This is a genomic window from Roseovarius spongiae, assembly GCF_003651245.1.
GTDB classification, from domain to species: domain Bacteria; phylum Pseudomonadota; class Alphaproteobacteria; order Rhodobacterales; family Rhodobacteraceae; genus Roseovarius; species Roseovarius spongiae.
On record NZ_RAPE01000001.1, the window covers coordinates 37,641 to 64,317 of the forward strand.

Annotated in this window: 23 protein-coding genes; 17 read left to right on the top strand and 6 right to left on the bottom strand. The window is 68.2% G+C overall.

Annotation, left to right across the window (positions count from 1 at the left end; genetic code table 11):
* Positions 1-20 precede the first annotated feature (20 nt).
* A complete protein-coding gene (locus D6850_RS00190) occupies positions 21-914 on the top strand; it encodes a DMT family transporter (protein WP_121162951.1) in 894 nt (297 codons plus the stop codon).
* A 40-nt stretch (positions 915-954) separates the two neighbouring features.
* Here D6850_RS00190 and D6850_RS00195 read toward each other — a convergent pair whose 3' ends face one another.
* Positions 955-1,911: an L-threonylcarbamoyladenylate synthase gene (locus D6850_RS00195; protein ID WP_121162952.1), complete on the bottom strand. Its 957-nt coding sequence runs from the start codon at positions 1,909-1,911 to the stop codon at positions 955-957.
* A gap of 129 nt (positions 1,912-2,040) precedes the next feature.
* Between D6850_RS00195 and D6850_RS00200 the strand changes: the two genes are divergently transcribed.
* The 5 genes from D6850_RS00200 (at position 2,041) to D6850_RS00220 (ending at position 6,154) form a co-directional block, all read left to right on the top strand.
* A complete protein-coding gene (locus D6850_RS00200) occupies positions 2,041-3,759 on the top strand; it encodes an acyl-CoA dehydrogenase (RefSeq protein WP_121162953.1) in 1,719 nt (572 codons plus the stop codon).
* Entirely contained in the window at positions 3,756-4,802 is a 1,047-nt protein-coding gene (locus tag D6850_RS00205; protein ID WP_121162954.1) for an MBL fold metallo-hydrolase, read from the top strand. The genes D6850_RS00200 and D6850_RS00205 overlap by 4 nt, the downstream gene beginning before the upstream one ends.
* 3 nt (positions 4,803-4,805) lie before the next feature.
* Positions 4,806-5,261, top strand: a complete 456-nt coding sequence (locus D6850_RS00210; protein ID WP_121162955.1) for a DUF6173 family protein — start codon at positions 4,806-4,808, stop codon at positions 5,259-5,261.
* 112 nt (positions 5,262-5,373) lie between these two features.
* Positions 5,374-5,508 (top strand): aa3-type cytochrome c oxidase subunit IV, encoded by a 135-nt coding sequence (locus D6850_RS00215; RefSeq protein WP_121162956.1) that lies wholly within the window; start codon positions 5,374-5,376, stop codon positions 5,506-5,508.
* 40 nt (positions 5,509-5,548) lie between these two features.
* Positions 5,549-6,154 (top strand): hypothetical protein, encoded by a 606-nt coding sequence (locus D6850_RS00220; protein WP_121162957.1) that lies wholly within the window; start codon positions 5,549-5,551, stop codon positions 6,152-6,154.
* A gap of 144 nt (positions 6,155-6,298) precedes the next feature.
* Here D6850_RS00220 and D6850_RS00225 read toward each other — a convergent pair whose 3' ends face one another.
* Positions 6,299-7,699 (bottom strand): aminotransferase family protein, encoded by a 1,401-nt coding sequence (locus tag D6850_RS00225; protein ID WP_121162958.1) that lies wholly within the window; start codon positions 7,697-7,699, stop codon positions 6,299-6,301.
* A 148-nt stretch (positions 7,700-7,847) separates the two neighbouring features.
* Between D6850_RS00225 and D6850_RS19810 the strand changes: the two genes are divergently transcribed.
* From D6850_RS19810 to D6850_RS00240, 4 genes are all read left to right on the top strand, one after another.
* Positions 7,848-7,982 (top strand): hypothetical protein, encoded by a 135-nt coding sequence (locus D6850_RS19810; protein ID WP_281272548.1) that lies wholly within the window; start codon positions 7,848-7,850, stop codon positions 7,980-7,982.
* An 81-nt stretch (positions 7,983-8,063) separates the two neighbouring features.
* A complete protein-coding gene (locus D6850_RS00230; RefSeq protein WP_121162959.1) occupies positions 8,064-9,065 on the top strand; it encodes a taurine ABC transporter substrate-binding protein in 1,002 nt (333 codons plus the stop codon).
* A gap of 89 nt (positions 9,066-9,154) precedes the next feature.
* Positions 9,155-9,964 carry a taurine ABC transporter ATP-binding protein gene (locus D6850_RS00235; protein ID WP_121162960.1) on the top strand — a complete coding sequence of 270 codons (810 nt, stop codon included), beginning with the start codon at positions 9,155-9,157 and terminating at the stop codon, positions 9,962-9,964.
* Positions 9,961-11,229, top strand: coding sequence for an ABC transporter permease (locus tag D6850_RS00240; protein WP_121162961.1), 1,269 nt, complete (start codon positions 9,961-9,963; stop codon positions 11,227-11,229). Before D6850_RS00235 ends, D6850_RS00240 begins: the two co-directional genes overlap by 4 nt.
* A gap of 97 nt (positions 11,230-11,326) precedes the next feature.
* Here D6850_RS00240 and D6850_RS00245 read toward each other — a convergent pair whose 3' ends face one another.
* On the bottom strand, positions 11,327-13,105 hold the full coding sequence (locus D6850_RS00245) for an ABC transporter ATP-binding protein (RefSeq protein WP_121162962.1): 1,779 nt from the start codon (positions 13,103-13,105) through the stop codon (positions 11,327-11,329).
* Between the two features lie 94 nt (positions 13,106-13,199).
* Entirely contained in the window at positions 13,200-14,978 is a 1,779-nt protein-coding gene (locus tag D6850_RS00250; RefSeq protein WP_342769516.1) for a trypsin-like peptidase domain-containing protein, read from the bottom strand.
* A gap of 193 nt (positions 14,979-15,171) precedes the next feature.
* Between D6850_RS00250 and D6850_RS00255 the strand changes: the two genes are divergently transcribed.
* From D6850_RS00255 to folP, 7 genes are all read left to right on the top strand, one after another.
* Positions 15,172-16,101, top strand: coding sequence for a glycine--tRNA ligase subunit alpha (locus D6850_RS00255; RefSeq protein WP_121162964.1), 930 nt, complete (start codon positions 15,172-15,174; stop codon positions 16,099-16,101).
* A gap of 28 nt (positions 16,102-16,129) precedes the next feature.
* On the top strand, positions 16,130-16,648 hold the full coding sequence (locus D6850_RS00260) for a DUF6446 family protein (protein ID WP_121162965.1): 519 nt from the start codon (positions 16,130-16,132) through the stop codon (positions 16,646-16,648).
* A 102-nt stretch (positions 16,649-16,750) separates the two neighbouring features.
* On the top strand, positions 16,751-18,970 hold the full coding sequence (gene glyS, locus D6850_RS00265; protein WP_121162966.1) for a glycine--tRNA ligase subunit beta: 2,220 nt from the start codon (positions 16,751-16,753) through the stop codon (positions 18,968-18,970).
* Positions 18,971-19,131: 161 nt separating this feature from the next.
* Positions 19,132-21,672, top strand: coding sequence for a putative PEP-binding protein (locus tag D6850_RS00270; protein WP_121162967.1), 2,541 nt, complete (start codon positions 19,132-19,134; stop codon positions 21,670-21,672).
* Between the two features lie 155 nt (positions 21,673-21,827).
* On the top strand, positions 21,828-22,439 hold the full coding sequence (locus tag D6850_RS00275) for a cell wall hydrolase (protein ID WP_121162968.1): 612 nt from the start codon (positions 21,828-21,830) through the stop codon (positions 22,437-22,439).
* Positions 22,440-22,523: 84 nt separating this feature from the next.
* The gene (locus tag D6850_RS00280) at positions 22,524-23,456 is read left to right on the top strand and encodes a dihydroneopterin aldolase (protein WP_121164951.1); all 933 of its coding nucleotides are present in this window, start codon (positions 22,524-22,526) and stop codon (positions 23,454-23,456) included.
* Positions 23,457-23,467: 11 nt separating this feature from the next.
* Positions 23,468-24,472 (top strand): dihydropteroate synthase, encoded by a 1,005-nt coding sequence (gene folP, locus D6850_RS00285; protein WP_121164953.1) that lies wholly within the window; start codon positions 23,468-23,470, stop codon positions 24,470-24,472.
* A gap of 3 nt (positions 24,473-24,475) precedes the next feature.
* On the opposite strand, the gene D6850_RS00290 is transcribed toward folP, so the two are convergent.
* Positions 24,476-25,438, bottom strand: coding sequence for a DMT family transporter (locus tag D6850_RS00290; RefSeq protein WP_121162969.1), 963 nt, complete (start codon positions 25,436-25,438; stop codon positions 24,476-24,478).
* Positions 25,439-25,562: 124 nt separating this feature from the next.
* On the bottom strand, positions 25,563-26,585 hold the full coding sequence (gene ilvC, locus D6850_RS00295; RefSeq protein ID WP_121162970.1) for a ketol-acid reductoisomerase: 1,023 nt from the start codon (positions 26,583-26,585) through the stop codon (positions 25,563-25,565).
* Positions 26,586-26,677 lie beyond the last annotated feature (92 nt).

The following is a 26,677-nucleotide window of genomic DNA, read 5'->3' on the forward strand; positions in this document are numbered from 1 at the left end:
GGTCGCCCCGGTCCCATGCAATGACCCGTCCCGTGGTTTCACAGTCGCTCGCCCCGGTGTTGCTGACCTTTCTCTCGGCGATCTTCTGGGGCCTGTGGTGGATTCCGATGCGCTACCTCGGGGCCCAGGGGCTTTCGGGGGCGCAGGCGCCGATCCTGACCAACCTCGGCGCCAGCATCGCGATCGGGGCGTGGCTGATCGCGACGCGCCGCCCGGTGCGGCTGAACCGGCGGGCGCTGGCCGGGGCGGCGCTGGTCGGGGGCGCGCTGACGTTCTACTCGATCTCGCTGGGGATCACGGACGTGTTGCGCGCGATCCTGCTCTTCTACCTCGCGCCGGCCTGGAGCAAGGTCATCGAATGGGCCGTGCTGGGGCAGCGCTGGCGGCATTCGGCCACTCTGACGCTGCTCATGGCGCTGATGGGCGCGTTCCTCGTGCTTGGCGGCGACGTGTCGCTGGCGGGGGTCGGGCTGGGCGACGGGGTCGCGATCCTCTCGGGCCTGTGCTGGGCCGTCGGCGCGACCTTTCTCTTTACCGAGGGGCGCGCGCCGGCGGGGGCGGTCACGTTGGCGACGCTGCTGTTCAGCGTGCTGATCGCGGCCGGGTTCATGGTGGTCGTCGGGGATGCGCTGCCGGCGGCGCCGGACCCGATGGTGCTGTCGACCGGGCTCGGGCTCGGGGCGGTCTATATCCTGCCGGTGATGTTTCTCACGCTCTGGAGCGCGCAGCGCCTGTCGCCGGCGCTGCTGAGCTTTCTCTTCACGCTGGAAATCCTGTCGGGCGTCATATCGGGCGCGGTGCTGCTGGATGAGCGGTTCGGCGCGGCGCAGGTCGCGGGGGCGGCGCTGATCCTTGCCGCGGCGCTGATCGAGGTGATCCTGGCGCTGCGCGCAAGGCCGGTCCGGCCCGCCTGAGGCCGGGTGCGGGAGCCGAGTATTCGGGGAACATTGAACGTCAGGGATCGCGCGGCGCGGCGGCGCGGCGCAGGCGGTCGTTGATGGCGCGCCCGAGGCCGGTTTCGGGGATCGGGGCGACGGCGATGCCGCGCGCGCCTTCGGCGTCGAGGCGGTGGAGCATGGCGAAGAGGTTGGCGGCGGCCTCGGTCAGATCGCCGGTGGGCGAGAGGTTGCGATCGGCCTCCATGCGCCCGAAGCCGAGCAGCGTCTCGCCGGGTTCGGCCGCGTCCGCGTTCAGCCGCACGCCCGCGCGCGGCGCGTAATGCGAGGCGAGCTGCCCCGGCGCGGTGATGGCGGCGTTGGCGGCGGCGCGCGGCAACGCGTGGCCCAGCGCCGCCTCGAGCGCCTCTGCGGGCAGGCCGCCGGGGCGCAGCAGGGTGGGGGCGCCGGTCAGGCCGAGGATGGTGGATTCGACGCCCACCGGGCAGGGCCCGCCGTCGAGGATGGCGTCGATGCGCCCGCCGAGACCCGCGGCCACATGCGCCGCGCGGGTCGGGCTGATTCGCCCCGAGCGGTTGGCCGAGGGCGCGGCGACGGGCCGGTCGAGCGCGCGCAACAGCGCCTGCGCGACCGGGTGGTCGGGCGCGCGCAGCGCCACGCTGTCCTGTCCGGCGCTGACCAGCGGGCTGAGCCTGTGGCCCGCGCGCAGCGGCAGCACCAGCGTCAGCGGCCCCGGCCAGAAGGCGGCCGCCAGCCGGTCGGCGGTGTCCGACCATTCGCCGAAGCGCCGGGCCATCCCTGCATCCGCCACGTGCACGATCAGGGGATTGAACGCGGGCCGGTCCTTGGCCGCGAAGATGCCCGCCACCGCGCGCCCCTGCGTCGCGTCGCCGCCGAGGCCATAGACCGTTTCGGTCGGAAAGGAGACCAGCGCGCCCTGCGCCAGCAGCGCGGCCGCGCGTTCGATCCCGGCGGCGTCGGGGGCGAGCGTTTCGGTCTGCAGGGTATCGGCCAAGGGCGGGTGATCCTCTGACGCCGCGTTCTGCTTGATGGCGTCGCGCGGCGCGATAGGTTACGAAGACTTCGATGCGTCAGTAGCGCGCGCGCCCGGCAAAGCCAAGGCCGCGCGGCCAAGGAGACCCGGATGCCCTATCGCGCCCCGCTGGACGAATACCGCCTGCTTCTCGATCACGTGGTCGGCTTTGACCGGGTCGCGGCGACCGATCGCTTCGCGGAGGCGACGCCGGACGTGACCGCCGCGATCCTCAGCGAGGCGGGGCGCATGTGCGAGGACGTGCTCGCCCCGCTGCAACGCGCGGGCGATCTGCATCCAGCAAAGCTCGAGAACGGGATCGTGCGCACCAGCCCGGGTTTCGCCGAAGGCTACAAGGCCATCGCCGAGGGCGGCTGGGTGTCGATCAGCGCCCCGCCCGAGCATGGCGGCATGGGCCTGCCTATGACGCTCACCACCGCCGTCAACGAGATGATGAGCGCCGCCTGCCTGTCGCTGCAACTGAACCCGCTGATGACGCAGGGCCAGATCGAGGCGCTCGATCATCACGCCAGCGACGCGTTGAAGGCGATCTACCTGCCGAAACTGGTGAGCGGCGAATGGTCCGGCACCATGAACCTGACCGAATCGCAGGCCGGCAGCGATGTCGGCGCGCTGCGCACGCGGGCCGAACCGATCGGCGACGGCGCCTACGCGATCACCGGGCAGAAGATCTATATCAGCTGGGGCGACAACGACTTTACCGCGAATGTCTGCCACCTCGTTCTTGCGCGGCTGCCCGACGGCAAGCCGGGGACCAAGGGGATCAGCCTGTTTCTCGTGCCGAAGTTCATCCCCGACGCGGATGGCGAACCCGGCGAGCGCAACGCGCTGAGCGTGGTCAGCCTCGAGCACAAGATGGGCCTGCACGGCAGCCCCACGGCGGTGATGCAGTATGACGGCGCGACCGGCTGGCTGGTGGGCGAAGAGCATGACGGGATGCGCGCGATGTTCACCATGATGAACAACGCCCGCCTTGGCGTCGGCGGCGAGGGGATCGGCGCGGCGGAAGGCGCCTACCAGCACGCGCTGGCCCATGCGCGCGAGCGGGTGCAGGGGCGCAGCCCGGTGGAGGGCGGGACCGGGACGATCATAGATCACGCCGACGTGCGCCGGATGCTGCTGGAGATGAAGGCCGAGATCTTCGCCGCGCGCGCCATCGCGCTGGCCTGCGCCGTGGCCATCGACATGCAGACCGCCACCGATGACGCGGCATGGGCGGCGCGGGCGGCGCTGCTTACCCCCATCGCTAAGGCGTTCGGCACGGCGACCGGCATGTCGGTCGCCGAGACCGGCATACAGGTGCATGGCGGCATGGGCTATATCGAGGAAACCGGCGCCGCGCAGTTCTACCGCGACGTGCGGGTCACGGCGATCTACGAGGGCGCCAACGGCATCCAGGCGATGGACCTGGTCGGGCGCAAGATGATGGACGGGGGCGATGCGGCGCTTGCCCTGCTCGATGAACTGGAGGCGCGCGGCAGGGACGCGCGAGGGGCGCTGGCCGATCTGGCCGAACCGGTGCTGGCCGCGTCAAGCGCGCTGCGCGAAGGCGTCGAATGGCTGGCGGGGCAGACGGAGATGAACGCGCGTTTCGCGGGCGCCGCGCCGTTCCTGCGCGCCTTTGCGCGGGTGCTGGGCGGGCATTACCACCTGGCCGCCGCGATGGCGTGCGGCGAGGGCAGCGCGCAGGCGGCGCTGGCGCGGGTCTACATCATGCGGATGCTGCCCGAACACGCCGCGCTGCTGGCGGCGGCGCGGCAGGGCGCGGCGGATCTCTACGCGCTAGACGTCGAGGACATGGCGCGATGAACGACGCCGCCCATACCGGCCTGCGCTATCCCTGGCCCGAACCGCCCGCGGAGGGCGAGGCGTGCGAGGTCGCGCCCGGCGTGCTCTGGCTGCGGCTGCCGCTGCCGATGGCGCTCGATCACGTCAACGTCTATGCGCTCGACGAGGGCGACGGCTGGACGGTCGTGGATACGGGGGTGAAATCGCGCCGCGCCGTCGCGCTGTGGGAGCGGTTGCTGGCCGGGCCGTTGCAGGGACGCCCGGTAAAGCGCGTGGTGCTGACGCATCACCATCCCGATCATATCGGCATGGCCGGCTGGCTGATGGAGCGTTTCGACGCGGAGCTGGTCGCGACGCGCACCGCCTGGCTGATGGCGCGGATGCTGATCCTCGACGTGGAGGAGCGCCCGACGCCGCAGGCGCTCGCCTTCTGGCGGGCGGCGGGGATGGATGCGGAGACTTTCGCCCGGCGCAAGGACGAGCGGCCCTTCAACTTCGCCGACATCTGCGCGCCGCTGCCGGTGGGCTACACGAGGCTGCGCGAGGGCGACGCGTTCGCCGCGGCGGGGCGGACATGGGACGTGCGCGTGGGCAATGGCCATGCGCCCGAGCACCTGACGCTCTGGAGTCGCGACGACGGGCTGGTGATCGCGGGCGACCAGATCATCGCCTCGATCAGCCCCAATATCGGCGTCTACCCGACCGAGCCCGAGGCCGACCCACTGGCCGGATGGCTCGACTCCTGCGCACGGTTCCGCGCGCTGGCGCGGTCCGATCACGTCGTGCTGTCGGGGCACAAGCTGCCCTTTACCGGGCTGGCGCTGCGGATGCGCCAACTGATCGACAACCACCACGGCGCGCTGGCGCGGCTGATGGAGCGTCTCGGCGAACCGCGCACGGCAGCGGAGTGTTTCCCGCCGCTCTTCAAGCGCCGGATCGATCAGGGGACATACGGGCTCGCGCTGGTGGAGGCGGTTGCACATCTCAACCATCTGCATCAGGCTGGGCGCATCGAGCGCAGCGCGCGGGCGGACGGCGCGTGGCTCTGGCGGCGCAGGGAGTGAGCGATGGACGACGAGATCAGGACCACTGCCGAGGCGCAGGAGAACGCCGCGCTGCCGCGCTGCCACGAGGTTCACGCCGACCCGGACACACCCCACGCGGACAGCGGCGCGCCCGCCGCGCTGACGCGCGAGCCGGTCGAGAAGAAGAGCCCGGCGCAATGGGCCTACGAGCGGCTGATCCTCTATATCCGCAACTTCGAGAAGACGTTGGACAACGAACACGAGGTCGCCATGGGGTTCACCGGCGGCGACGCGGGCGTTCTGCGCATCGAAGGCATGGGGTATTTCGACCCGGACATCGTGACCTTCTACGGCAGCGATCCGGCGGGCGGCAAGACGCAGCTGGTGCAGCATGTCACGCAGCTGAGCGTGCTGCTGCGCGCCGTGCCCAAGCCCGAGCCCGAGGCTGCGCCGACGCGGATCGGTTTCCGGCTCGCCGCGGACCTCGACAGGGGCTGAACGCCCGGCCCTTTGGGCGTGACAGCCTTTCGCAAATCGGCTAAGCGGGTCGGGAAAACCGCGGCATGGCGACCATGCCGCCACCGGATCGGGACAGGAGGGAATCGGAGACATGGCTGAGCATGAACACGGCGATATGCGCATCGAGGATCACGAAAAGACGTTCGACGGCTTCCTTGCCTGGATGATCCGGGGGGCGATCGTGTCGATCGTGGCGCTGATCTTCCTTGCGATCTTCAACAGCTGATCCGCACGCGGCCGATCCCGCCCGAGAGGAGTTTTTCCCGATGCGCCTCCTGATTCTCGCGTTCATCGCGCTTGCGACGCTGGCCGGTTGCGGCGGCGGGAAAGAGGTCTGGGCCACCAAGGAGGCGGTGGAGCGCGTCGCCTATCGCGCCGAGGGGCCGCCGCGGCTGACGCTGTTCACCATGATCAACAACAACACCGGCGCGGGCGCGCATACCTCGCTGATGATCAACGGGTCGCAGCGGGTGATCTGGGATCCGGCCGGGTCGTTTCACCATGAAACCATCCCGGAACGCAACGACCTGCTCTACGGGATCACGCCGCAGGTGGCGGATGTCTACACCCGCTATCACGCGCGCAAGACCTATCGCGTGCGCATCCAGACGCTCGACGTGAGCCCCGAGCTCGCCGAGCGGGCGATCACGCTGGCGCGCGAGGCCGGGCCGGTGGGGCAGGCGCAATGCGCGCTGGTCACGTCGAAGATCATGGCGCAGCTCTTTCCGGGCAAGATCAGCTCGGGCTGGTTCCCCAACAAGCTCGCCGATCAGTTCGCGCGCATCCCCGGCGTCAGCGAACAGGTGCTGCACGAATACGACAGCGACGACAATTCCAAGGTGCTCGCGCAGTGGACGCCTGAACGAGGGTAAGCCCCGAAGTTGCGCGCGCCGCGCCAGCGGTTGCGCCGAGCGCGGAGCGAGACCTCCGGCGAGCGTATTTTCCGGCTAGAAGAAGCAGGGGGCGCAGCGCCCCGGGGGCATCCGCCGCGCGATTGGCGGCGGATGCGGGCGGCGTCAGCCGAACACCTTGGTCAGCGCGTTGTCGGTCGCGGTGATGATTTCGTCGATGTCGTCCTTCGTGGCGATCAGCGCGGGCGAATAGCACAGCGTGTTGTTGAACCCCGGAAGCGAGCGGTTGGTCGCGCCGATGATGACGCCCTGCGCGTTGCAGTCGGCGACGACCGCGCCCACGGCCTTCTCCGCGACTGGTTCCTTGCTGGTCCGGTCGCTGACCAGTTCGGCGCCGAGGAACAGCCCCTTGCCGCGCACGTCGCCGATGACCTCGTGCTTGTCCATCAGCGCGTGAAGCTGGTCGAGCATGTAGTCGCCCATCCTGGTGGTGTTTTCGAGCAGGCCCTCGCGTTCGATGATCTCCATATTGGCGAGCGCGGCCGCCGGCCCGGCGGTGCAGCCTCCGAAGGTCGAGATGTCGCGGAAGTAGTTCATCGGGTCATCTGCGTCGTCCGAGAACATCTCGAAGACGCGCTCGTTCGTCACGCAGCAGGCGATGGCGGCGTAGCCCGAGGCGACGCCCTTGGCCATGGTCACGAAATCGGGTTCGACCCCGTAATGCTGGTAGCCGAACCAGTGGGTTCCGGTGCGCCCGACGCCGCAGACCACCTCGTCGATATGCAGCAGGATGTCGTATTTGCGGCAGATTTCCTGCACGCGGGGCCAGTAGCCTTCGGGCGGGCAGATGACGCCGCCGCCGGCGGTGACGGGTTCGAGGCAGAGCGCGCCCACGGTGTCCGGCCCCTCGGCGAGGATCACCTCCTCGATCGCGTCCGCCGCGCGCTTGCCGTATTCCTCGCCCGAGAGATCCCATTGCGCGCGGTATTCGAGGCAGTGCGGCACGCGCACGAAGCCGGGCGCGAAGGGGCCGTATTGCGCGTTGCGCTCGTCCTGGCCGCCGGCCGAGAGCGCGCCGATCGTGGTGCCGTGGTAATCGCGCTCGCGGTAGAGGATCTTGTGTTTCTTGCCGCCGTAACGCTTGTGCGCGATCTGGCGGACCATCTTGAACGCCTTTTCGTTCGCCTCCGAGCCGGAGTTGGTGAAATAGACGCGGCTCAGGCCCGGCATCTTGGAGATCAGTTTCTCCGAGAACATCGCGCCGGGGATCGACCCGGTGGAGCCGGCGAAATAGGGCAGCTGGATCAGCTGGTCGCGCACGGCGTTGGCGATTTCCTCGCGCCCGTAGCCGACGTTGACGGTCCAGACGCCGCCCGAAACCGCGTCGAGATGCTCCTTGCCCTTCTGGTCCCAGACGCGCATGCCCTTGCCTTCGACGATGATGCGCGGGTCGGCCTTGGGGTCCGGGCCGGTCCAGGGGGCGTGCTGGATCAGGTGGTGCCACACATGGGCGCGGTCGGCATCGACGACCTTCTCGATATCATTGTCCAGAAACTTGCCGTCCATGACTTATCCTCCATCAGACAGGGCGCCGGGCGCAGAGTCGGGCCGGGCGGGTGTTCTTTCGCATTTCATCATACCACCTTTGACCGGTCCGGAGCGATAGCGCCAGATCAAAGCAAGATTAGGTCCAGATTGAGCGGTGCACAGCGCCATGCACATGCATTTCAAGAAATTTCTTTTCCGAAAATCCGAAAAGGCCGGCGGGCGCGGCACAAAAACATTGATCGGTCAGGCGTTTTCCGGTCCGATGGGCGCTCAAGACGTCGCCGGATCACAGGTCCGGTGACGAATTCGCGAGAATCACCGCGCAAGACGGGGGGTCTCGGGCTTGCTTGCCAAGCGCACACACCAACGGGAGAAACAAACAATGACATTCAAATCCAGGCTACTGTCCGCTGCCGCCGGCGCCGCCGCCCTCGTCGGGGCCGGCGGTGCGTATGCGGAGGACATCACGGTCGGCTATTTCCTCGAATGGCCGATGCCGTTCCAGTACGCCAAGGCGACCGGCATGTATGACGAGGCGCTCGACGCCACCGTGACGTGGCGCGCGTTCGGGGCCGGAACGGAAATGTCCGCCGCGATGGCGTCGGGCGACGTGCAGATCTCGGTCAGCCAGGGCGTGCCGCCCTTCGTCGTCGCCGCCTCCAGCGGCCAGGACATCCAGATCGTCGACGTCGCCGTCAGCTATTCGGACAACGACAATTGCGTCGTCGCGGAGGCGCTCGAGATCGACAAGGACAGCGCCGACGAACTGGCCGGCAAGAAGGTCGCCGTGCCGCTGGGAACGGCCGCGCATTACAATTTCCTCAAGCAGATGGAGCATTTCGGCGTCGATCCCGCCGAGATGGAAGTCGTCAACATGAACCCGCCCGAAGGGTCCGCGGCGCTGGCGCAGGGCGCGGTCGACATGTTCTGCGGCTGGGGCGGCAGCCTGCGGCGCGCGCTCGAGCACGGCAATGTCCTCCTGACCGGGGAGGAGAAGGAGGAACTGGGCATTCTCGTCTTCGACGTGACCTCTGCCCCCGCCAGCTATGTCGCGGAGAACGCCGAGCAGCTGGCCACCTTCCTGGCGGTGACGGCCAAGGCGAACGCGATGTGGAACAGCGGCGAGCATACCGACGAGATGCTGCCCGTGATCGCCAAGGACGCGGGCATGGACCTCGACGCGACCAAGGCGACGATCTCGACCTTCGTCTTCCCCTCGACCGAGGAGCAGCTGGGCGACAAATGGCTGGGCAGCGGCGCGCCGGCCTTCATGAAGGGTGTGGCGGACGTCTTTGTGCAGGCCGGCAGCATCGATGCCGCGCTCGACACCTACGAGGACGCGGTCAACACCGGGCCGCTGGAGGCGGCGCAATCGGAAATGTGATCGCCGCAGGTCGGCGGGGCGGGTTCGGGGCGCGTGCGCTCCGGGCCCGCGTTGCCGTGCGACAGGGCAAACACGGAAGGGGGCGATGAATGTCCACTTTGAACATCGAGCATCTTTCGATGCGTTTCGACCTGCCCAATGGCGGGTATGTGCAGGCGCTCGAGGATGTGACGCTTGAACTGAAGAGCGGTGAACTGATGAGCGTGCTGGGACCGTCGGGTTGCGGCAAGACGACGCTTCTGAACATCGTGGCCGGGTTCCTGGCGCCGACCGAGGGGCGCATCGTGCTGAACGGGCACGAGGTCACCGGGCCGGACGCCGAGCGCGGCATGGTGTTCCAGCAGGGCGCGTTGTTCGAATGGATGAGCGTGCGCGACAACGTGAGCTTCGGCCCCCGGATGAAGGGGCAGAGGCGCGCCGAGTACGCCGCCAATGTCGATCACCTGCTGGAAATCGTGGGCCTGCGCGATTTCAAGGAAAAGTCGGTCTACGAACTCTCGGGCGGGATGCAGCAGCGCGTGGCGCTGGCGCGCTGTCTCGCCAATGACCCGGACGTGATCCTGATGGACGAGCCGCTCGGCGCGCTCGACGCGCTGACGCGCGAGAAGATGCAGGGACTGGTGCTGAAGCTCTGGAAGGAGACGGGCAAGACCATCATCCTCATCACCCATTCGGTCGAGGAGGCGCTGCTGCTGGGCGAACGCCTGCTGGTGATGGCGCCGCGCCCGGGCCGCATCCACCGCGAATACAGCCTGCCCTTCGCCGACATGGGCGTCGGCAAGGACCTGCGCGAAGTGAAGAAACATCCCGAGTTCGCCGAAAAGCGCGAGGAGATCCTGTCGATGATCTGGGACATGGAAGAGGAAATCATGGGGCGCACCGAGGAGGCGGGCGCATGATCATCCTTGTCATCTATATCGCCGTCTTCGTCCTGTCCTTCCTGGTGGTGCGCTGGGGCGTCAAGCGTGTCCTGCAGGCCCGGCGCGATTTCACCTCGCTCAAGACGGTGACGTTCGGGGACGAAAGCGCGGTGCGCCCGGACCGCTGGGCGAGCGTGATCAGCGTGGTGACGATCTTCCTGCTCTGGGGGGCGTTCACCGGGTCGAAATGGGTTCCGATCCACGCGCCGGGGCCGTTCGTCGGGGATACGGCGTTCACCTATACCGCCGAAGCCGAGGATGGCAGCCGCGACGACGCCACGGTGCATGTGCACGTCTTCCGCGTGGGCGAGGAGGCCGCCGAGCGCGAGGTTCCACCCGGCGAGGGCTTTGCCAAGGACGACAGCGTGAGCGTGGGGGCGTGGCGCTCCACTCTCGTGCGGGTGGACAGGAACGACGAGTTGACCCGCAAGGACGGCGCCAATGTGGTGGCCGTCGACGGCCAGCCCATCACGCCGGGGGGCGAGGTCACGACGGACGCGGGGCGGATCGCGATGACGGCCAAGGGGTCGCTCAACTACGCGCCGCCCACGGGCATGCAGATGGAGCCGATCTGGCTGCCCCCGCCCGAGGCGGTGGTCGCGCGGTTTTTCGAGGTGTCGCGCGAGGGTTACCAGAACTTCACCCTGTGGGAGCATCTCTACTGGTCGCTGTTCCGGGTGATCGTGGGTTTCGTGCTGGGCGCGCTGGTGGGGATTCCGCTGGGCTTCGCGATGGGGCTGAGCAACTGGTTCCGCGGCTGGTTCGACCCGATCGTCGAATTCATGAGGCCGGTGCCGCCGCTCGCTCTCATCCCGCTGGTCATCATCTGGGCGGGCATCGGCGAGACCGGCAAGATCATTTTGCTGTTCCTCGCCGCGCTCTGGATCATGACGATCGCGGCGCGCGCCGGCGTGTCGGGCGTGGCGATCTCCAAGGTGCACGCCGCCTATTCGCTGGGCGCGAGCAGGTGGCAGATCCTGCGCCACGTCATCATGCCCAACTCGCTGCCCGAGATCTTTACCGGCGCGCGGGTCGCGATGGGGGTCTGTTGGGGCACGGTGGTGGCCGCCGAACTGGTCGCGGCGGAAAAGGGCGCCGGCATGATGATCATGGTCGCCTCGCGCTTTCAGCTGACGGATATCGTCATCATGGGGATCATCCTGATCGGCGTCATCGGTTATGGCATCGACATCCTGATGCGCAAGGCCGAGGCCTGGCTGGTGCCGTGGAAGGGACGGGTCTGAGAAAACTCTGTGGATTTTCTGCGCGCCGCCGCGGCCGGAACGGCTGTGGCGGGGCGGTGCGCCGTGAGTATTTTCAGAAAGATGAAAGCCCTGTGGATCAGCGCCCGTCGTAGCCTTCCTTCTGGGCGTTGTAGAGTTGCGCGTAGAGGCCGCCCTGCGCCAGCAGATCGGCGTGCCGGCCCTTTTCGACCAGCCGGCCCTGTTCGAGCACGAAGATGTGGTCGGCGTCCGCGACCGAGGACAGGCGGTGCGCGACGACGATGGTTGTCTTGCCCTTCGTGAGCCGGTCGAGCGCGGACTTGATGCGCGCCTCGGTCGCCTGGTCGAGCGCCGAGGTGGCCTCGTCCAGAAGCAGGATCGGCGCGTCCATCAGGAAGGCGCGGGCGATGGCGATGCGCTGCTTCTGCCCGCCCGAGAGCTGCGCGCCCTTGGGGCCGACGGGCGCGTCGCCCCGGCGGCGGACCAGTTCGGCGATCTCGGCGTTCTCGGCGGCCTGCCAGACCTCGGCGTCGGTGGCGTCGGGGTTCACGTAGCGGATGTTTTCCCAGATCGAGTTGTTGAAGATCACGATGTCCTGCGCCACCACCGAATAGGCGGCGCGCAGCGCGCGCAATTGCAGCCGATCGATGGGCTGTCCGCCGATGGTGATGCGCCCGCCCTGCACGTCGTAGAGCCGCGAGAGCAGCGACAGCACCGTCGTCTTGCCCGACCCGGTGGAGCCGACGATGGCCGACACCTTGCCGCCCGCGAGGGTCATGTCGAGCCCTTCGAAAAGCGGCTGATCGGGGCTGTAGGCGAAGCTCACGTTCTCCAGCACGATATCGCCGCCGGTGTCGAATTCGGCCACTGCATCGGGCGCGTCGCGGATCGTCGGGACCTCGTCATAGAGGCGGCGGATGCGTTCGAGCAGCACCATGTTCGATTGCAGCCCGCCGAAGAATTGCGCCAGCAGGCGCGCGGGGTCGAAGACCATCACCATGCCGAGCAGGAAGGTGATGATCCCGGCGCCGTCCACGTCGAAGGAGGGCGAGATGACCATGTAGCCGCCCAGCCCGATCACCAGCACGTAGACGAAGGCCGAACTGAGGTCGATCGACGGCATGACCAGCGCCTGGGTGATCTGCACCCGGTTCATCAGGTCGCGGATATGGCCGGTGCCCTTCATCAGGCGGTCGGTCTCGACCTGCTCCTGGCTGGCGATCTTGACGGTGCGCATGCCGTTCACCGTTTCCTCGATCCCGTTCATGTAATCGGCGAGCTCGGTCTCGGCCTCGCCCTGCGTCACTTTCACCCGGTCGGATACGTAGTTCATGGTCCAGATGATGAAGGGCAGCACCACCACGGCGGTGCCGAACAGGATCGGGTTCTTGTAGATGAGATAGCCCGACACGATGACGACCGTCACCGCGTCGCGCACCGCGTTGGCGATCGCCTGGCCGACGAACACGCCGAGCGCCTGCGTCTGCGAGACCAGCCGCTGAATGATCTCGCCGGACTTGGTGCGCTCGAAATAGGCGAGGTCGAGCGACATGAGGTGATTGATCAGGTCGCGGCGCATCTGGTAGATCGCGTCGTTGCTGACCCAGACCGTGACCCGCGGCACGAGGTAGGACATAAGCCCGCGCGTCGCGAAGAGCAGGAAGACGAAGGCGCAGATCCGCGCCAGTTCCGCGACCGAGCCGCTTTCGAAGATGACGCGCAGCCCGCTTTCGGTCATCGCGAGGAACTGCTGGTAGACCAGCCCCTGTATCAGGATCATGCCCAGCACCAGCAGCAGCCAGGGGGATTTGCGCCGCAGGTAGCGCGACCAGAGCCAGCGCAGGTTCTCGCGGTCGCGCGGGGAATAGAGCGGCGCGCGTTTCTTCGGCTTCTTCATCGGCGCATACCCGTGGCTGGTGGCGGTCGTCGTCCGCTCTTAACCGCTTTGGCCGGGAAGCTGAATGCCGATCCGCGCGATCCCGCCGCGCGCCTCAGTCCCAACAGCTGACCAGCACGGTCATGCCGGCGGCCCGGTCCGACAGTTCCGCGGGCGCGAGCTGGCGGCCGCCATTGGCCACCGCCGTGCGCACGCCGGCGTCCGAGAGCAGCCTTTGCAGCGTTTGCGCGTTGACCGCGAAGGCCACGCCCTCGGGAAGCTTGCGGCCGTCCTCGGCGGGGGGCAGCAGCATGCCGAGCACCTCGCCGCCGGAATCGAGCACCGGCCCGCCCGCGTCGCCCTCGAGCGGCTCGAGCGCGAGGCGGCTGATCCCCGTCTCGCCGTTCAGGCCGCGCAGATCCTCGAGCGCGCCATAGGTCAGCGACGGCGCGCCCAGCACCCCGCCATAGGAATAGCCCGAGACCGCCACGTCCGACTTGAGCCGCGCCGGCCCCTGCCGGAACGCGGCCACGTTCATCGGGGCGAGCGTCGCGCGCGGGCGCAGCAGCGCGACCCCGTTTTCGGGATCCTGCGCCGCCACGTCCGCCTCGAAATCGTCCTCGATGGTGATGCGGCCGCAGCTCTCGACCACCCCGGCGGTGGTCAGGACCATGCCGTTCGCATCGACGTAAAAACCCGTGCGCGACAGGATCGGCTTGCGGATCTCGAGCCCCGACACGAGGTCGACGCTTTGCGCGTCATTCGCCCCCGCCGCCGGGTCCAGCACGCCGTCGGTGCGGGTGAAGCTGTTCTGCATCTCCGTCAGGATGCGCGTGCGGCGCTCCTCGTCGCCGGCCGGCCAGACGAGGGTAAAGCCCTTGATCCGCCCGTTCTTCAGGCTGGCCTCGGTATGGGAGACGATGCGCGCGCTTTCCCCGACGAGGGTAAAGCTGTTCGACTTGCGCTCGCGCGGGCCGTCCGGGGGCACGATGGCGAGCGTCTGCATGATGTCGTAGAGGCCGAAGAGCGTGTTCTGGTCGCCCTCCTGGCTGATCATCAGCACGCGGGCCGGAATGTCGCCGGTGGCGTCGAAATGGGCGAAGGGCGGTTCGTACTTGGTGAACTTCACCACGCCGGTGGGCACGATCATCTCGATCCCCATCTTCGGATCGCTGACCGCGGCAAGGCCCATGCCGTCCAGCACCGCGTTATACTGGCCCAGCAGTTCGGCGCGCTGTTTCGTGGTCAGAACGCCGGTCGGCTCATGGTTGTTGGCCTCCTGCCAGCCGGCCATCGAGCTGCGCGTGCCGCGCCCGAAGGCGGCGTCGATCCGCCCCTGGTAGAAGCCCGCCCATTGCAGCGCGACCTGGAGCGCGGCGCGTTCGTCGCGGGTCAGGCGAGCCTCGCTCGCGCGGGCCTCGCGCGGGGTTTCGTCGGCGGCTTCGGGTTCGGGCGGGATCACCTCGGCGACCTCGGGCTGTGTGACCTCGGGTTGCGTGATCTCGGGAGGGCTGTCGCTTTCGCCCTGCTCGGGCAGGGCGGTTTCCGGCTGCGTCGCCTCGGCGGCGGCGGAGAGCTGATCAAGCCCGATGGGCCAGATCTGGCGCTCGTAATCGGCGGCGGTGGCGATGTAGCTGTCCCGCGGGATGCGCCCCTGCGCGCGCAGCCGGCGCAGCGTCGTCTGCGCATCCTCGCGCGTGTAGGGGCCAAGGGCGACGCCATACCACCCCGAGCCGAGATAGAAGCCGTTGACGTCCGTCAACTGGGCCGCGCGGCGCTGGAGCGCCTCGTTGATCGCGTTCAGGCTGGGCTGCGCCTCGATCTGCACCCAGACGATGTCCTGGTCCGAGGCCGCCTGCTGCGCGCCCGCCGCGTGAACGGCCATGAAAAACATGCAGGCCGCAGCCAGAAATCTCCGTATCATCAATCGTGTTACCTTTGCCTGTCGCGTTTCCGGTCCGGTTTCGGCAGTCTTACCAAATCTGCGGCCATATGCACCACAAATGTTGACCCAACCGGCGTTCCCGGCGCAATTGACCCCCGGTATCGCAGGCCGTAGGTAGGGCGGGCGATTTCAGGGGGCGACCATGGCCGAGCAAAGCACCAGACCGCGCAGTTTCCAGGAGATATTGCTGCGCCTGCAAACCTACTGGGCCGGGCAGGGCTGCGCCGTGCTGCAACCCTATGACATGGAGGTCGGCGCGGGCACCTTCCACCCGGCGACGACGCTGCGCTCGCTTGGCCCGGTTGCATGGTCGGCGGCCTATGTGCAGCCCTCGCGGCGGCCCACCGACGGACGCTATGGCGAGAACCCGAACCGCCTTCAGCATTATTACCAGTACCAGGTGCTCATCAAGCCGTCGCCGCCCGATCTGCAATCGCTCTATCTCGGCTCGCTTCCGGCGATCGGGATCGACATGGACCTGCACGACATCCGTTTCGTCGAGGACGACTGGGAAAGCCCGACGCTGGGCGCCTGGGGGCTTGGCTGGGAGGTGTGGTGCGACGGGATGGAGGTGAGCCAGTTCACCTATTTCCAGCAGGTCGGCGGGCATGACTGCCACCCCGTCAGCGGAGAGCTGACCTACGGGCTGGAGCGGCTGGCGATGTACGTGCTGGGCGTCGATCACGTGATGGACATGCCCTATAACGACCCCGCCGCGCCGATCCCGCTGCGTTACGGCGACGTGTTCCGCCAAACCGAGCAGGAATATTCGCGCTGGAACTTCGACGTGGCCGACACTGCGATGCTGTTCGATCATTTCGAAGAGGCCGAGGCCGAGTGCCGCGCCATCCTCGCCGCGCCCGAGACCGATCCCAAGACGGGGAAGCGCATCGTCATGGCCCATCCCGCCTATGACCAGTGCATCAAGGCCAGCCACATCTTCAACCTGCTGGACGCGCGCGGCGTGATCTCGGTCACCGAGCGGCAGGCCTATATCGGGCGCGTGCGCGCGCTGGCCAAGGCCTGCGCCGACGCGTTCGTGAAGACCGAGGCCGGCGGATGGGCGGCATGAGGCCGGCGCGCATCCAGGGGCGCATTTGATGGGCAAGATCCTCACCTTCCTGATCCTCGCCTGCGCGCTCGTCGCGGGCGGAGTGATGTATTACCTCCAGGTCTATTACTACTACGAGGAGGTGCAGCCCGACGGCGTCGATGACGTGATGCTGACCCCTCTCGTCACCGGTGAGCCGGAGGCGATCGCATACGAGGATTTCCGCGCCATCGACGCCGAAAGCTCTCCGATCCGCTACCGCGCCTGCTTTACCACGCCGCAGTCGCCCGCCGCGCTGGCCGACGTTTACCAGCCCGCGAAGGACGCCGTGCCGCTGGTCGCGCCCGGCTGGTTCTCCTGTTTCGACGCCGCCGAGATCGGCGCGGCGCTCGAGGCGGGCCGCGCGCGCGCCTTCCTGGGCGCCGAGAACATCCATTACGGCATCGACCGCATTGTCGCCGTCCACGAGGACGGGCGCGGCTGGGCGTGGCAGCAGATCAACCATTGCGGCGAGATCGTCTTTGACGGCGCCCCGGCCCCGCCCGAATGTCCGCCGCCGCCCGACTGAGCGCGCCCGTCCCCGGGCCTTCCTGGCCCGGATAGCCCAGGGTGGACGCGGCGGCGCCAAGCCAGTATCCACGCGCACGATCCCAACACGGATAACAACCCCATGCCCGACCTGCTGATCGAACTTTTTTCCGAGGAAATCCCGGCCCGGATGCAGGTCCGCGCCGCCGCCGACCTGCGCGCGCGCATGACCGACGCGCTGGTCGAGGCGGGGCTGACCTACGCGGGCGCCGCCGCGTTCTCGACCCCGCGCCGCCTGGCGCTGACGGTGCAGGGGCTTCTCGCCGAGAGCCCGACCACGCATGAGGAGCGCAAAGGCCCGCGCACGGATGCGCCGGAGAAGGCGATAGAAGGCTTCCTGCGCGGCGCCGGGGTCGCGCGCGAGGATCTGGAGGTGCGTTCCGAGAAGAAGGGCGACGTTTACTACGCGCGCATCACCCGCCCCGGCCGCCCGGCCGAGGCGATCATCGCCGAGGCGCTGGAGGACGTCATCCGCTATTTCCCCTGGCCCAAGTCCATGCGCTGGGGCGCGGGCAGCCTGCGCTGGGTGCGCCCGCTGCATTCGATCCTCTGCATCCTGACAGACGATGCGGGCGAGGCGCGGGTCGTTCCGCTCGAGATCGACGGAATCAGCGCGGGCGACGAGACCGAGGGGCATCGCTTCATGGCGCCGGGCAGGGTGCGCGTGACCTCCTTCGATCACTACCGGGCGACGCTGGCCAAGCGGCACGTGATCCTCGACGCCGAAGAGCGCGCGGACATGATCTGGCAGGACGCGACCAACCAGGCGTTCGGCTCGGGGCTCGAGTTGGTCGAGGACCGCGGATTGCTGGCCGAGGTGGCCGGGCTGGTCGAATGGCCCGTGGTGCTGATGGGCGGGATCGAGGCGGAGTTCCTCGACCTGCCGCCGGAGGTGCTGCAAACGTCGATGAAGGAACATCAGAAGTTCTTTTCCGTGCGCAACCCGAAAACGGGCCGGATCGAGAAGTTCGTCACCGTCGCCAACCGCGAAACCGCCGATGGCGGCGCGACCATCCTCGCCGGCAACCAGAAGGTGCTTTCCGCGCGGCTGTCGGACGCCAAGTTCTTCTGGGAGAACGACCTGCGCATCGCCGAAACCGGCGGGCAGGCGTGGCTGGATGCGCTGGCGGACGTGACATTCCATAACAAACTGGGCAGCCAGGCCGAGCGGATCGAGCGCATCGCCGCCCTCGCGCGCGAAATCGCCCCCAAAGTGGGGACCGATCCGGACCTCGCCGAACAGGCCGCGCGCTGGGCCAAGGCGGATCTGAGTTCGGAAATGGTCTATGAATTCCCCGAATTGCAGGGGTTGATGGGGCGCTACTACGCTGAGGCGGCCGGGATGCCCGCCGAAGTCGCCGCCGCCGCGCAAGAGCATTACTCGCCGCTTGGTCCGAGCGATACGGTGCCGAGCGCGCCGGTATCCGTGGCCGTGGCATTGGCGGACAAGCTGGATTTGCTGACGGGGTTCTGGGCGATCGACGAGAAGCCCACAGGGTCGAAGGATCCGTTTGCGTTGAGGCGGGCGGCGCTGGGGGTCATTCGGTTGGTGGTGGAGAATGATCTGCGTGCCCCAATGGCTTACGCTTTGCCTTTTGGTTTCGAAGCCCACGGACTTGCCATGAGCATTTTTGATCCGCGTCTCTTCTTTAAATCCTATGATGGTTTGAAAATAGTGGCCGCGTTAGATTTTATGCCGGTTGATAAAGAGACCTGCGATCAATTGACTGCACACGGAGTTGACCACAAGGATTTGCGTGGCGCGCATCTTTCATACGCCAACCTTCTCGTCTTCTTCCACGACCGTCTCAAGGTATACCTCAAGGACCAAGCTATCCGCCATGACGTGATCGACGCCTGCATCGCCATGGACGGCAACGACGACCTCGCCCTTCTGGTCAAGCGCGCCACGGCGCTCAGCGATTTCCTCAAGACCGACGACGGCGAGAACCTGCTGCAAGGGTTCAAGCGCGCCAACAACCTGTTGACGCAGGCCGAGGAAAAGGACGGGGTCGAATATTCCTACGGCGCGGACGTGAAATTCGCCGAAACGGACGAGGAACGCGCGCTGTTCGCCGCGCTGGACGCGCAGGAACCAGTGATCCGCGCCGCGCTGGAAGCCGAGGATTTCGCCGCTGCGATGTCCGGCATGGCCGCCCTGCGCGCGCCCATCGACGCCTTCTTCGAGGCGGTGCAGATCAACACCGACGCGCAGGTCGTGCGGCGCAACCGGCTGAACCTGCTGAGCCGCATCCGCCGCATCTGCCTCGAGGCGGCGGATTTGACGCGGGTCGAGGGGTAGCGCCGGGCGGTCGTCAGGCCGCGAGGACGGCCTGACGATCGCGCGGCGGCGCGCAAGGCGCGGCTTGATTCCGCGCGGGCGCGCAATGCCGAATCCACGCAGCAAACCCTTGCCAAGTCGCGCGCGCGCCTTATGCTGCGCGCAAAACAAAGGGTGCCGCAGTGCAGCAAGACGACCCGCAGATCACGCTGATCACGCCCGCCGCGCCGATCGCGGCGCGCACCCATGGCGGGCGGGCCAAGTGCCTGCAACGGCTGGTGCGGCTCGACCTGCCGGTGCCGCGGACCGTCGCGCTTTCCTTCGACGCCGTGCACGCCATCGCCGCGGGCGACATGCCCGATCTCGACGCGCTGCTGGCGCTGCTGGGCGACAGCGCGCCCCTGTGCGTGCGCCCGTCCTCGGAAGAGCCGGACTGGGGCGGGCCGCGGGCGATCCTGAACATCGGCATGACCGAGGCGCGCCGCGCCGCGCTCGCCCCGCGCATCGGGGAGGCGGCGGCGGCGCGGCTCTACCTGCGCTTCGTGCAGGCCTACGCGGTGGACGTGGCGCGGCTGGACGCCGACATCTTCGATGACGTCTCCGACGATCCCGCCGAGGGGCTGAAAGAGGCGCTCGCCGCCTACGAGGACGAGGCCGAGGAGCCGTTCCCGCAGAACCCCACCGTGCAACTGGCCGAGGTGCTGCGCTCCATGGCGCGCGCCTGGGAGGGCACGACCGCGCGTCTTCTGCGCACCGCCAAGGGGGCGCCGGCGGATGCGGGGCTTGGCCTTGTCGTGCAGGAGATGGTGATCGGGCTGGGGCGCGGCGAATGCGGCTCGGGCGTGATGCAGTTGGTGGACAGCGCCACCGGCGCGCGTCAGATCACCGGGCGTTACCTGAGCCAGAGCCAGGGGCGCGACGCGCTGAGCGGGGGGGCGGACGCGCTTTATCTCGAGCGCGATCCGCGCGGTCCCTCGCTCGAGGAGCTCGCCCCGGAGGCGTTTGCGCAGCTCAAGGAATACACCGCGCTGATGCGCACGCGGCTGCGCCAGGAGATGCAGGCCGAGTTCACCATCGAGAACGGGCGGCTCTATCTGCTCGACGGGGTGCGCGTTGCGCGCAACGCCCGCGCCGCCGTGGGCATCGCCGTTGCGCTGGCGCAGGACGGGATCATCCCGCGCGAGGAGGCGCTGATGCGGGTCGAGCCGCGCGCGCTCAACGAGCTTCTGCACCGGCAGGTCGACCCCGAGGCGCCGCGCGACGTGCTGGCCCGCGGCATCGCCGCCAGCCCCGGCGCGGCGTCCGGGCGGATCGTGTTCACCTCGAGCGAGGCGCAGGCGTCGCACGCGCGCGGCGAGCCCTGCGTTCTGGTCCGGCGCGAGACGAGTTCCGAGGACGTGCGCGGCATGCACGCCGCCGTCGCCGTGCTGACCGAGCGCGGCGGCATGACCAGCCACGCGGCGGTGATCGGCCGGGGCATCGGTCTGCCTTGCGTCGTCGGCGCCTCCGAGATGCGGTTCCAGACCGGCAAGCGGCAGCTGACCGCGCCGGATGGCCGCGTGCTGCGCGAGGGCGACGAGATCACCGTCGACGGCACGAACGGGGAAATCCTGATGGGCCGCGCGCCGCTGCTGGACGCCGGGGAGGACGACAGTTTCCGCGTGCTGATGGAATGGGCGGACGAGACCCGCGACCTCGCCATCCGGGCCAATGCCGACACGCCGACCGACGCGCTGGTCGCGCGCAACTTCAAGGCGCAGGGGATCGGGCTGTGCCGCACCGAGCACATGTTCTTCGAGGAAGGCCGCCTGCGCGTCATGCGCGAGATGATCTTCGCCAATTCCAGCACCGACCGCGCCGCCGCGCTCGAGCGGCTGCTGCCCATGCAGCGCGAGGATTTCGCCGATCTCTTCCGCATCATGCAGGGACAACCGGTCTGCATCCGCCTGTTCGACCCGCCGCTGCATGAATTCCTGCCGTCCGACCGCGCCGGGCATCGCGAACTGGCCGAGGCGCTCGACCTGCCGCTGAGCCAGGTCACCCGCCGGGTCGAGGCGCTGGGCGAATACAACCCGATGCTGGGCATGCGCGGCGTGCGGCTGGGCATCACCGTGCCCGAGATCTACGAGATGCAGGTGCGCGCGATCTTCGAGGCGACGCTGCTGGTCGCCGGCGAAGGGGTCGAGATCGTGCCCGAGATCATGATCCCGCTGGTCAGCGCCAGCCGCGAGGTCGAACTGGTCAAGGCCCGCGTCGACGCCGTCGCCGCCGCCGTGCGCAGCGAGACCGGGCAGGCGTTCGATTTCCGCCTGGGCGTGATGGTGGAGACGCCGCGCGCGGCGCTGCGCGCGGGCGATATCGCGCCGCAGGTGTCCTTTCTGAGCTACGGGACCAATGACCTCACGCAGATGACCTACGGGCTCAGCCGCGACGACGCGGGGCGGTTCATGTCCGAATACGTCCGCCAGGGCGTCTATCCCGAGGACCCGTTCCATTCGCTCGATACCGACGGGGTCGGAGAGCTGCTGAGCATCGGAGCCGAGCGCGGCCGCGCCGCCCATCCGGGCCTGACCCTGTCGATCTGCGGAGAGCATGGCGGGAACCCCGAATCGATTGCCTTCTGCCGGACGGCGGGATTCGATTATGTTTCATGTTCCCCTTTCCGCGTTCCGGTGGCGCGGCTGGCCGCCGCGCAGCACGCCGTGCGGGACAAGATCGGGTAGGGCCGCCGCGCCCGTTCCACCAGATGCGGCGCGCGCGCCTATGGTTGCGCCTTGTTTCAAAGGCGCAAAAGGCCCCGGGGTGGACGATTTGAGCCAAATTCGATAGATGGCCCGGATGCTGGGGGACCGTCCCTCGTCACCGAAAGAGGCGCATCATGCTTCGTATCTTATTCGCTTTCCTGCTCGCCCTGGGCAATCCGGCCGTTGCGGACACGGCGCTGGACCGTTTGCTGGGGCAGGAGCAACGCGCGCTCGGCGCGATGTCCGAAACCCGCCTGGCCAGCTATCTCGAGATGCCCGAAACCGGGTTCGCCTATTCCCGCGACTGGCTCAGTACGCAAAAGCCGATCAAGGCCGGCGGAGCGCAGTGGCGCTGCCTGGCCGAGGCGCTCTACTTCGAGGCCCGCGGCGAGAGCGTCAAGGGCCAGTTCGCCGTCGCCGAGGTCATCATGAACCGCGTCGACAGCGCCAACTACCCCAATACCGTCTGCGGCGTCATCAAGCAGGGGACGGGCCGCAAGTACGGCTGCCAGTTCACCTATACCTGCGACGGCCACAAGGAAGTCATCACCGAGCCGCGCGCCTTCGAGCAGGTTGGCAAGATCGCGCGGATCATGGTCGACGGCGCGGAACGGCCGCTGACCCACGGCGCCACCCATTACCACACCCGTGCGGTAAGCCCGCGCTGGTCGCGGACCTTCCCGCGCACCGCCGCCATCGGCCAGCACTATTTCTATCGCCAGCCCACGCGGGTCTCGCAAAACTGACGCGCCGCGAATTGCGCAGCGCCGCGCGGCATGCTAGGGCGCGCCGGTATGGGCCGGGCGCCCCATGACCTGCGGAGCGACGCGATGACCAAGGAGATCAGGCTGGCCTTCGAGCATCCCGACGCCCGCGCCGACGCTACCGCGCCTGACGGCCCGCTGGACCGGATTTCGCTGCGCGACCACATCGTCGAGGTCGAGATCGGCGCCTTCCAGTCCGAGCGCGGCACGACGCAGCGCATCCGCTTCAACGTGGTGGTCGAGGTGCGCCCGCTGTCCGATCCGGTCGATGACGACGTGGACCGCATCCTGAGCTACGACCGCGTGACCGAAGCGATCGCCGCCGAGCTGGCCGAGGAACGGCTGAACCTGCTCGAGACGCTGGCGGACCGCATCGCCACGCGCATCCTGCAGGAACCGCAGGCGGTGCGCACCTTCGTGCGCATCGAGAAGCTCGACCGCGGCCCCGGCGCGCTGGGGGTGGAGATCGTGCGTTCGGTCGACGATCTCAAGACCAAGCCGGTGAACGCACAGGCCGATTCGGGGCCGCATCCGCATGTCGTCTACCTGACCAACGCCGCCGTGAAGTCGGCCAATCTCGGCCGTTGGCTCGACCAGCTCGAGGCGCGGGCGGAGCCGGTGATTCTCTGCGTGGGGCGCGCCGACGCGCCCGCCCCGCAGACCGGGCACCGCATGACGCAGCGCCGTGTCGATCTGCTCGCCATCGAGCAGAACGCATGGGTGCTCGCCGGGCGCGACGACCGCTGCGTCGTGGTCGATACGCGCACCGAGCTCGACTGGGCGATGAAGAATGGCCAGATCAGCGTCTGGGCGCCTTCCAAGATCGTGCTCGACGCGGTGGACGGCCCCACCGTCGGGCCGGGCGATCCGGTCGCGCTCGCCGCGTGGTTCGCGGGGCATATCGAGGCCTCGGACCTGCTGTTGATCGGCGAAGCCCCGCCCGACGGCCCGGCCCCGGTGCCGGTGCTGGTGCAGGACATCGCGCAATCGGGGCTGTGATGGGGACGCGCATGGGCCAACGCTACTACCGCCCCATCGCCTCTATCGACCATGCGCGGCCCGAGGGCGCGCTGCCGCTTGCCGGGGGTTGGGCGTGGTTCGACCGGGTCGAGGAAATGCGCCGCGACGGGCCTGCGCGCCTCATCCCGGCCAAATCCGCGCCTGCCGAGGCGCTCGAGCGGCTGACCGCGCCGAGGGACGCCATCGCCGGGATCGGGATGGACGCGCCGCGGCTCATGGGGATCCTGAACGTGACGCCCGACAGTTTCTCGGACGGGGGGCGGCATCACGCCTTCGACGCCGCAGTGGCGCATGCAAGCGCGATGGCCGAGGCGGGCGCGGACATCATCGACGTGGGCGGGGAATCGACCCGCCCCGGCGCGCAACCGGTGCCCGAGGCGCAGGAGATCGAGCGCACCGCGCCGGTGATCGAGGCCATTCGCGCGGCGCTCGACGTGCCGATCTCCATCGACACGCGCAAGGAGAGGGTCGCGCGCGCCGCGGTGGAGGCCGGCGCGAACCTCGTCAACGACGTGGCCGCGTTTACCTATGATCCGGCGCTTGCGCCGTTCTGCGCGCAAGCGGGGCTGCCGGTCTGCGTGATGCATGCGCAGGGGGATCCGGCGACGATGCAGGACGATCCGCGGTACGATGACGTCACGCTCGACGTCTATGATTTCCTCGCCGAGCGGGTCGAGGCGCTGGTCGCGCTCGGTATCCCGCGCGCGCGGATCGTGGTCGATCCCGGCATCGGGTTCGGAAAGACGCGGACGCATAACCTGACGCTCATCCGGCGCCTGTCGCTGTTTCACGGGCTGGGCTGCCCGATCCTGCTGGGCGCGTCGCGCAAGCGGTTCATCGGCGATATCGGCGGCACGCCCGAGGCGGCGGACCGCGTTCCCGGCTCCATCGCCGTGGCGCTGGCGGGGATCGCGCAGGGGGTGCAGATCGCCCGCGTGCATGACGTGGCCGAAACCCGCGCCGCGCTCGCGCTCTGGCGGGCGGTCACCGGCTGAGCGTCACCCGAGCGGCTGGCGCGGCACGTGCGGCGGGCGCTTGCCCGCCTTGCCCCGCCCGAAGAGCCGCGCCAGCGCCCCCGCCTGGCTGAGCGCGAGGCCAGACAAGATCAGCAGCAGCGCCCAGATCAGCCCCGGCGGCAGCTCTTCGCCCAGAAGCATGACGCCGAAGATCACCGACCAGATCGGCACCTGGTAGTTGACGAGGCTCATGAACACCGGCCCGGCGTCGCGGATAACCTGAACCAGCAGCATCTGCGCCACGCCGGTGGGCAACACCCCGAGATAGAGCAGCGCCGCGAGCGCCAGCCAGGGCACGTCCGAAGGCCACCCCTCGGCCCAGAGCGCATAGGGCGTGAAGGTCAGCGCCGCGATGGTCAGGGCCGCCGCCGAGAGCGACAGCATTTCGACCTTGGGACACAGCCGCGTAACGATCGTGCCCACCGCGTAGCAGCCCGAGGCGCTGATGCAGGCGATCCGCGCGATGTTCTCGAGGTTTTCTCCGGTCGCCGCAAAGGCCGCCGGGCCGATCAGCACCATCACCCCGACCGTGCCGATCAGGAACCCGATCCCGCGCCGCAGCGTCAGCCGGTCGCCGGGCACGAAGACATGCGCCAGCGGCAGCACGAAGAGCGGCACCACCGCCATGCACACCCCGGCAAAGCCCGAGGCGACATATTGCTGGCCCCAGCTCAGCAGGAAAAATGGCAGCGCGTTGGAAAAAAGGCCCATCAAGACCGCGCAGAACCAGATCGTCGCCGCGTTCGGGCCGCGCCGGCGCGGCAGGCCGACCCCGCGCAGATGCGCCAGCAGCAGCAGGAACGCCGCGCCCAGCGACAGCCGCGCCGCGACCAGGATCAGCGGCCCCACCCCGGTAAGCGCGACCGACACCGCCATGAACGAGCCGCCCCAGATCATGCCGAGGGTCGCGATCTTGAGCCAGTTGATCGGGCGGATCGTGGTCATGGGGGTCCTTCGGGCCGGGCGGGGCGCGCGCCGCGCCCGGAAGTGGTGACCGCGCGACCCCGGAAATGCAAGGCCCGGCGCGCATCACCTGCGCGCCGGGCCGGTTTCATCGCCGCTGCAGGGCTCAGTTCTTGGACTGGTCCACCAGCTTGCCGGCGCTGATCCAGGGCATCATGTCGCGCAGCTTGCGCCCGACTTCCTCGATCTGGTGCTCGTCGTTCATCCGGCGCGTGCCCTTGAAGAACGGCTGGCCGACGGCGTTCTCCTGCATGAAGTCACGCACGAATTTGCCCGACTGGATGTCGTGCAGGATCGCCTTCATCTCCTTCTTGGTGCGCTCGCGGGGAAGCACGCGCGGGCCGGAGACATATTCGCCATACTCGGCCGTGTTGGAGATCGAGTAGTTCATGTTGGCGATGCCGCCCTCGTAGATGAGATCGACGATCAGCTTCACCTCGTGCAGGCACTCGAAATAGGCCATTTCGGGGGCGTAGCCCGCCTCGACCAGCGTCTCGAAGCCCATGCGGATGAGTTCCACGAGGCCGCCGCAGAGCACCGCCTGTTCGCCGAAGAGATCCGTTTCGCATTCCTCGCGGAAGTTGGTTTCGATGATGCCCGAACGCCCGCCGCCGATGGCCGAGCAGTAGGAAAGGCCCAGCTCCAGCGCCTTGCCGGAGGCGTCGGTGTCCACGGCGACAAGGCAGGGCACGCCGCCGCCCTTGACGTATTCGCCGCGCACGGTGTGGCCCGGCCCCTTGGGCGCCATCATGATGACGTCGATGCCGTCCTTGGGTTCGATCAGGCCGAAATGCACGTTGAGCCCGTGGGCGAAGGCGATGGCCGCGCCCTCGCGGATGTTGTCATGGACGTATTTGCGGTAGGTTTCGGCCTGCAATTCATCGGGCATGGTGAACATGATGAGATCGGCCCACGCCGCGGCCTCGGCGATGCCCATCACCTTCAGCCCTTCGCCCTCGGCCTTTTTCGCGCTGGGCGAGCCTTCGCGCAGCGCGACGACGAGGTTCTTGGCGCCCGAATCGCGCAGGTTGAGCGCATGGGCGTGGCCCTGGCTGCCATAGCCGAGGATCGCCACCTTCTTGTCCTTGATGAGATTGATGTCGCAATCGCGGTCGTAGTAAACGCGCATTTCGTCGTCCTCCGGTTTAAGATTGAAGGGAATTTAGGCGATATCATTGCGATAATAGGCGCATAACGCATTTCATTACCGGATATTATTGG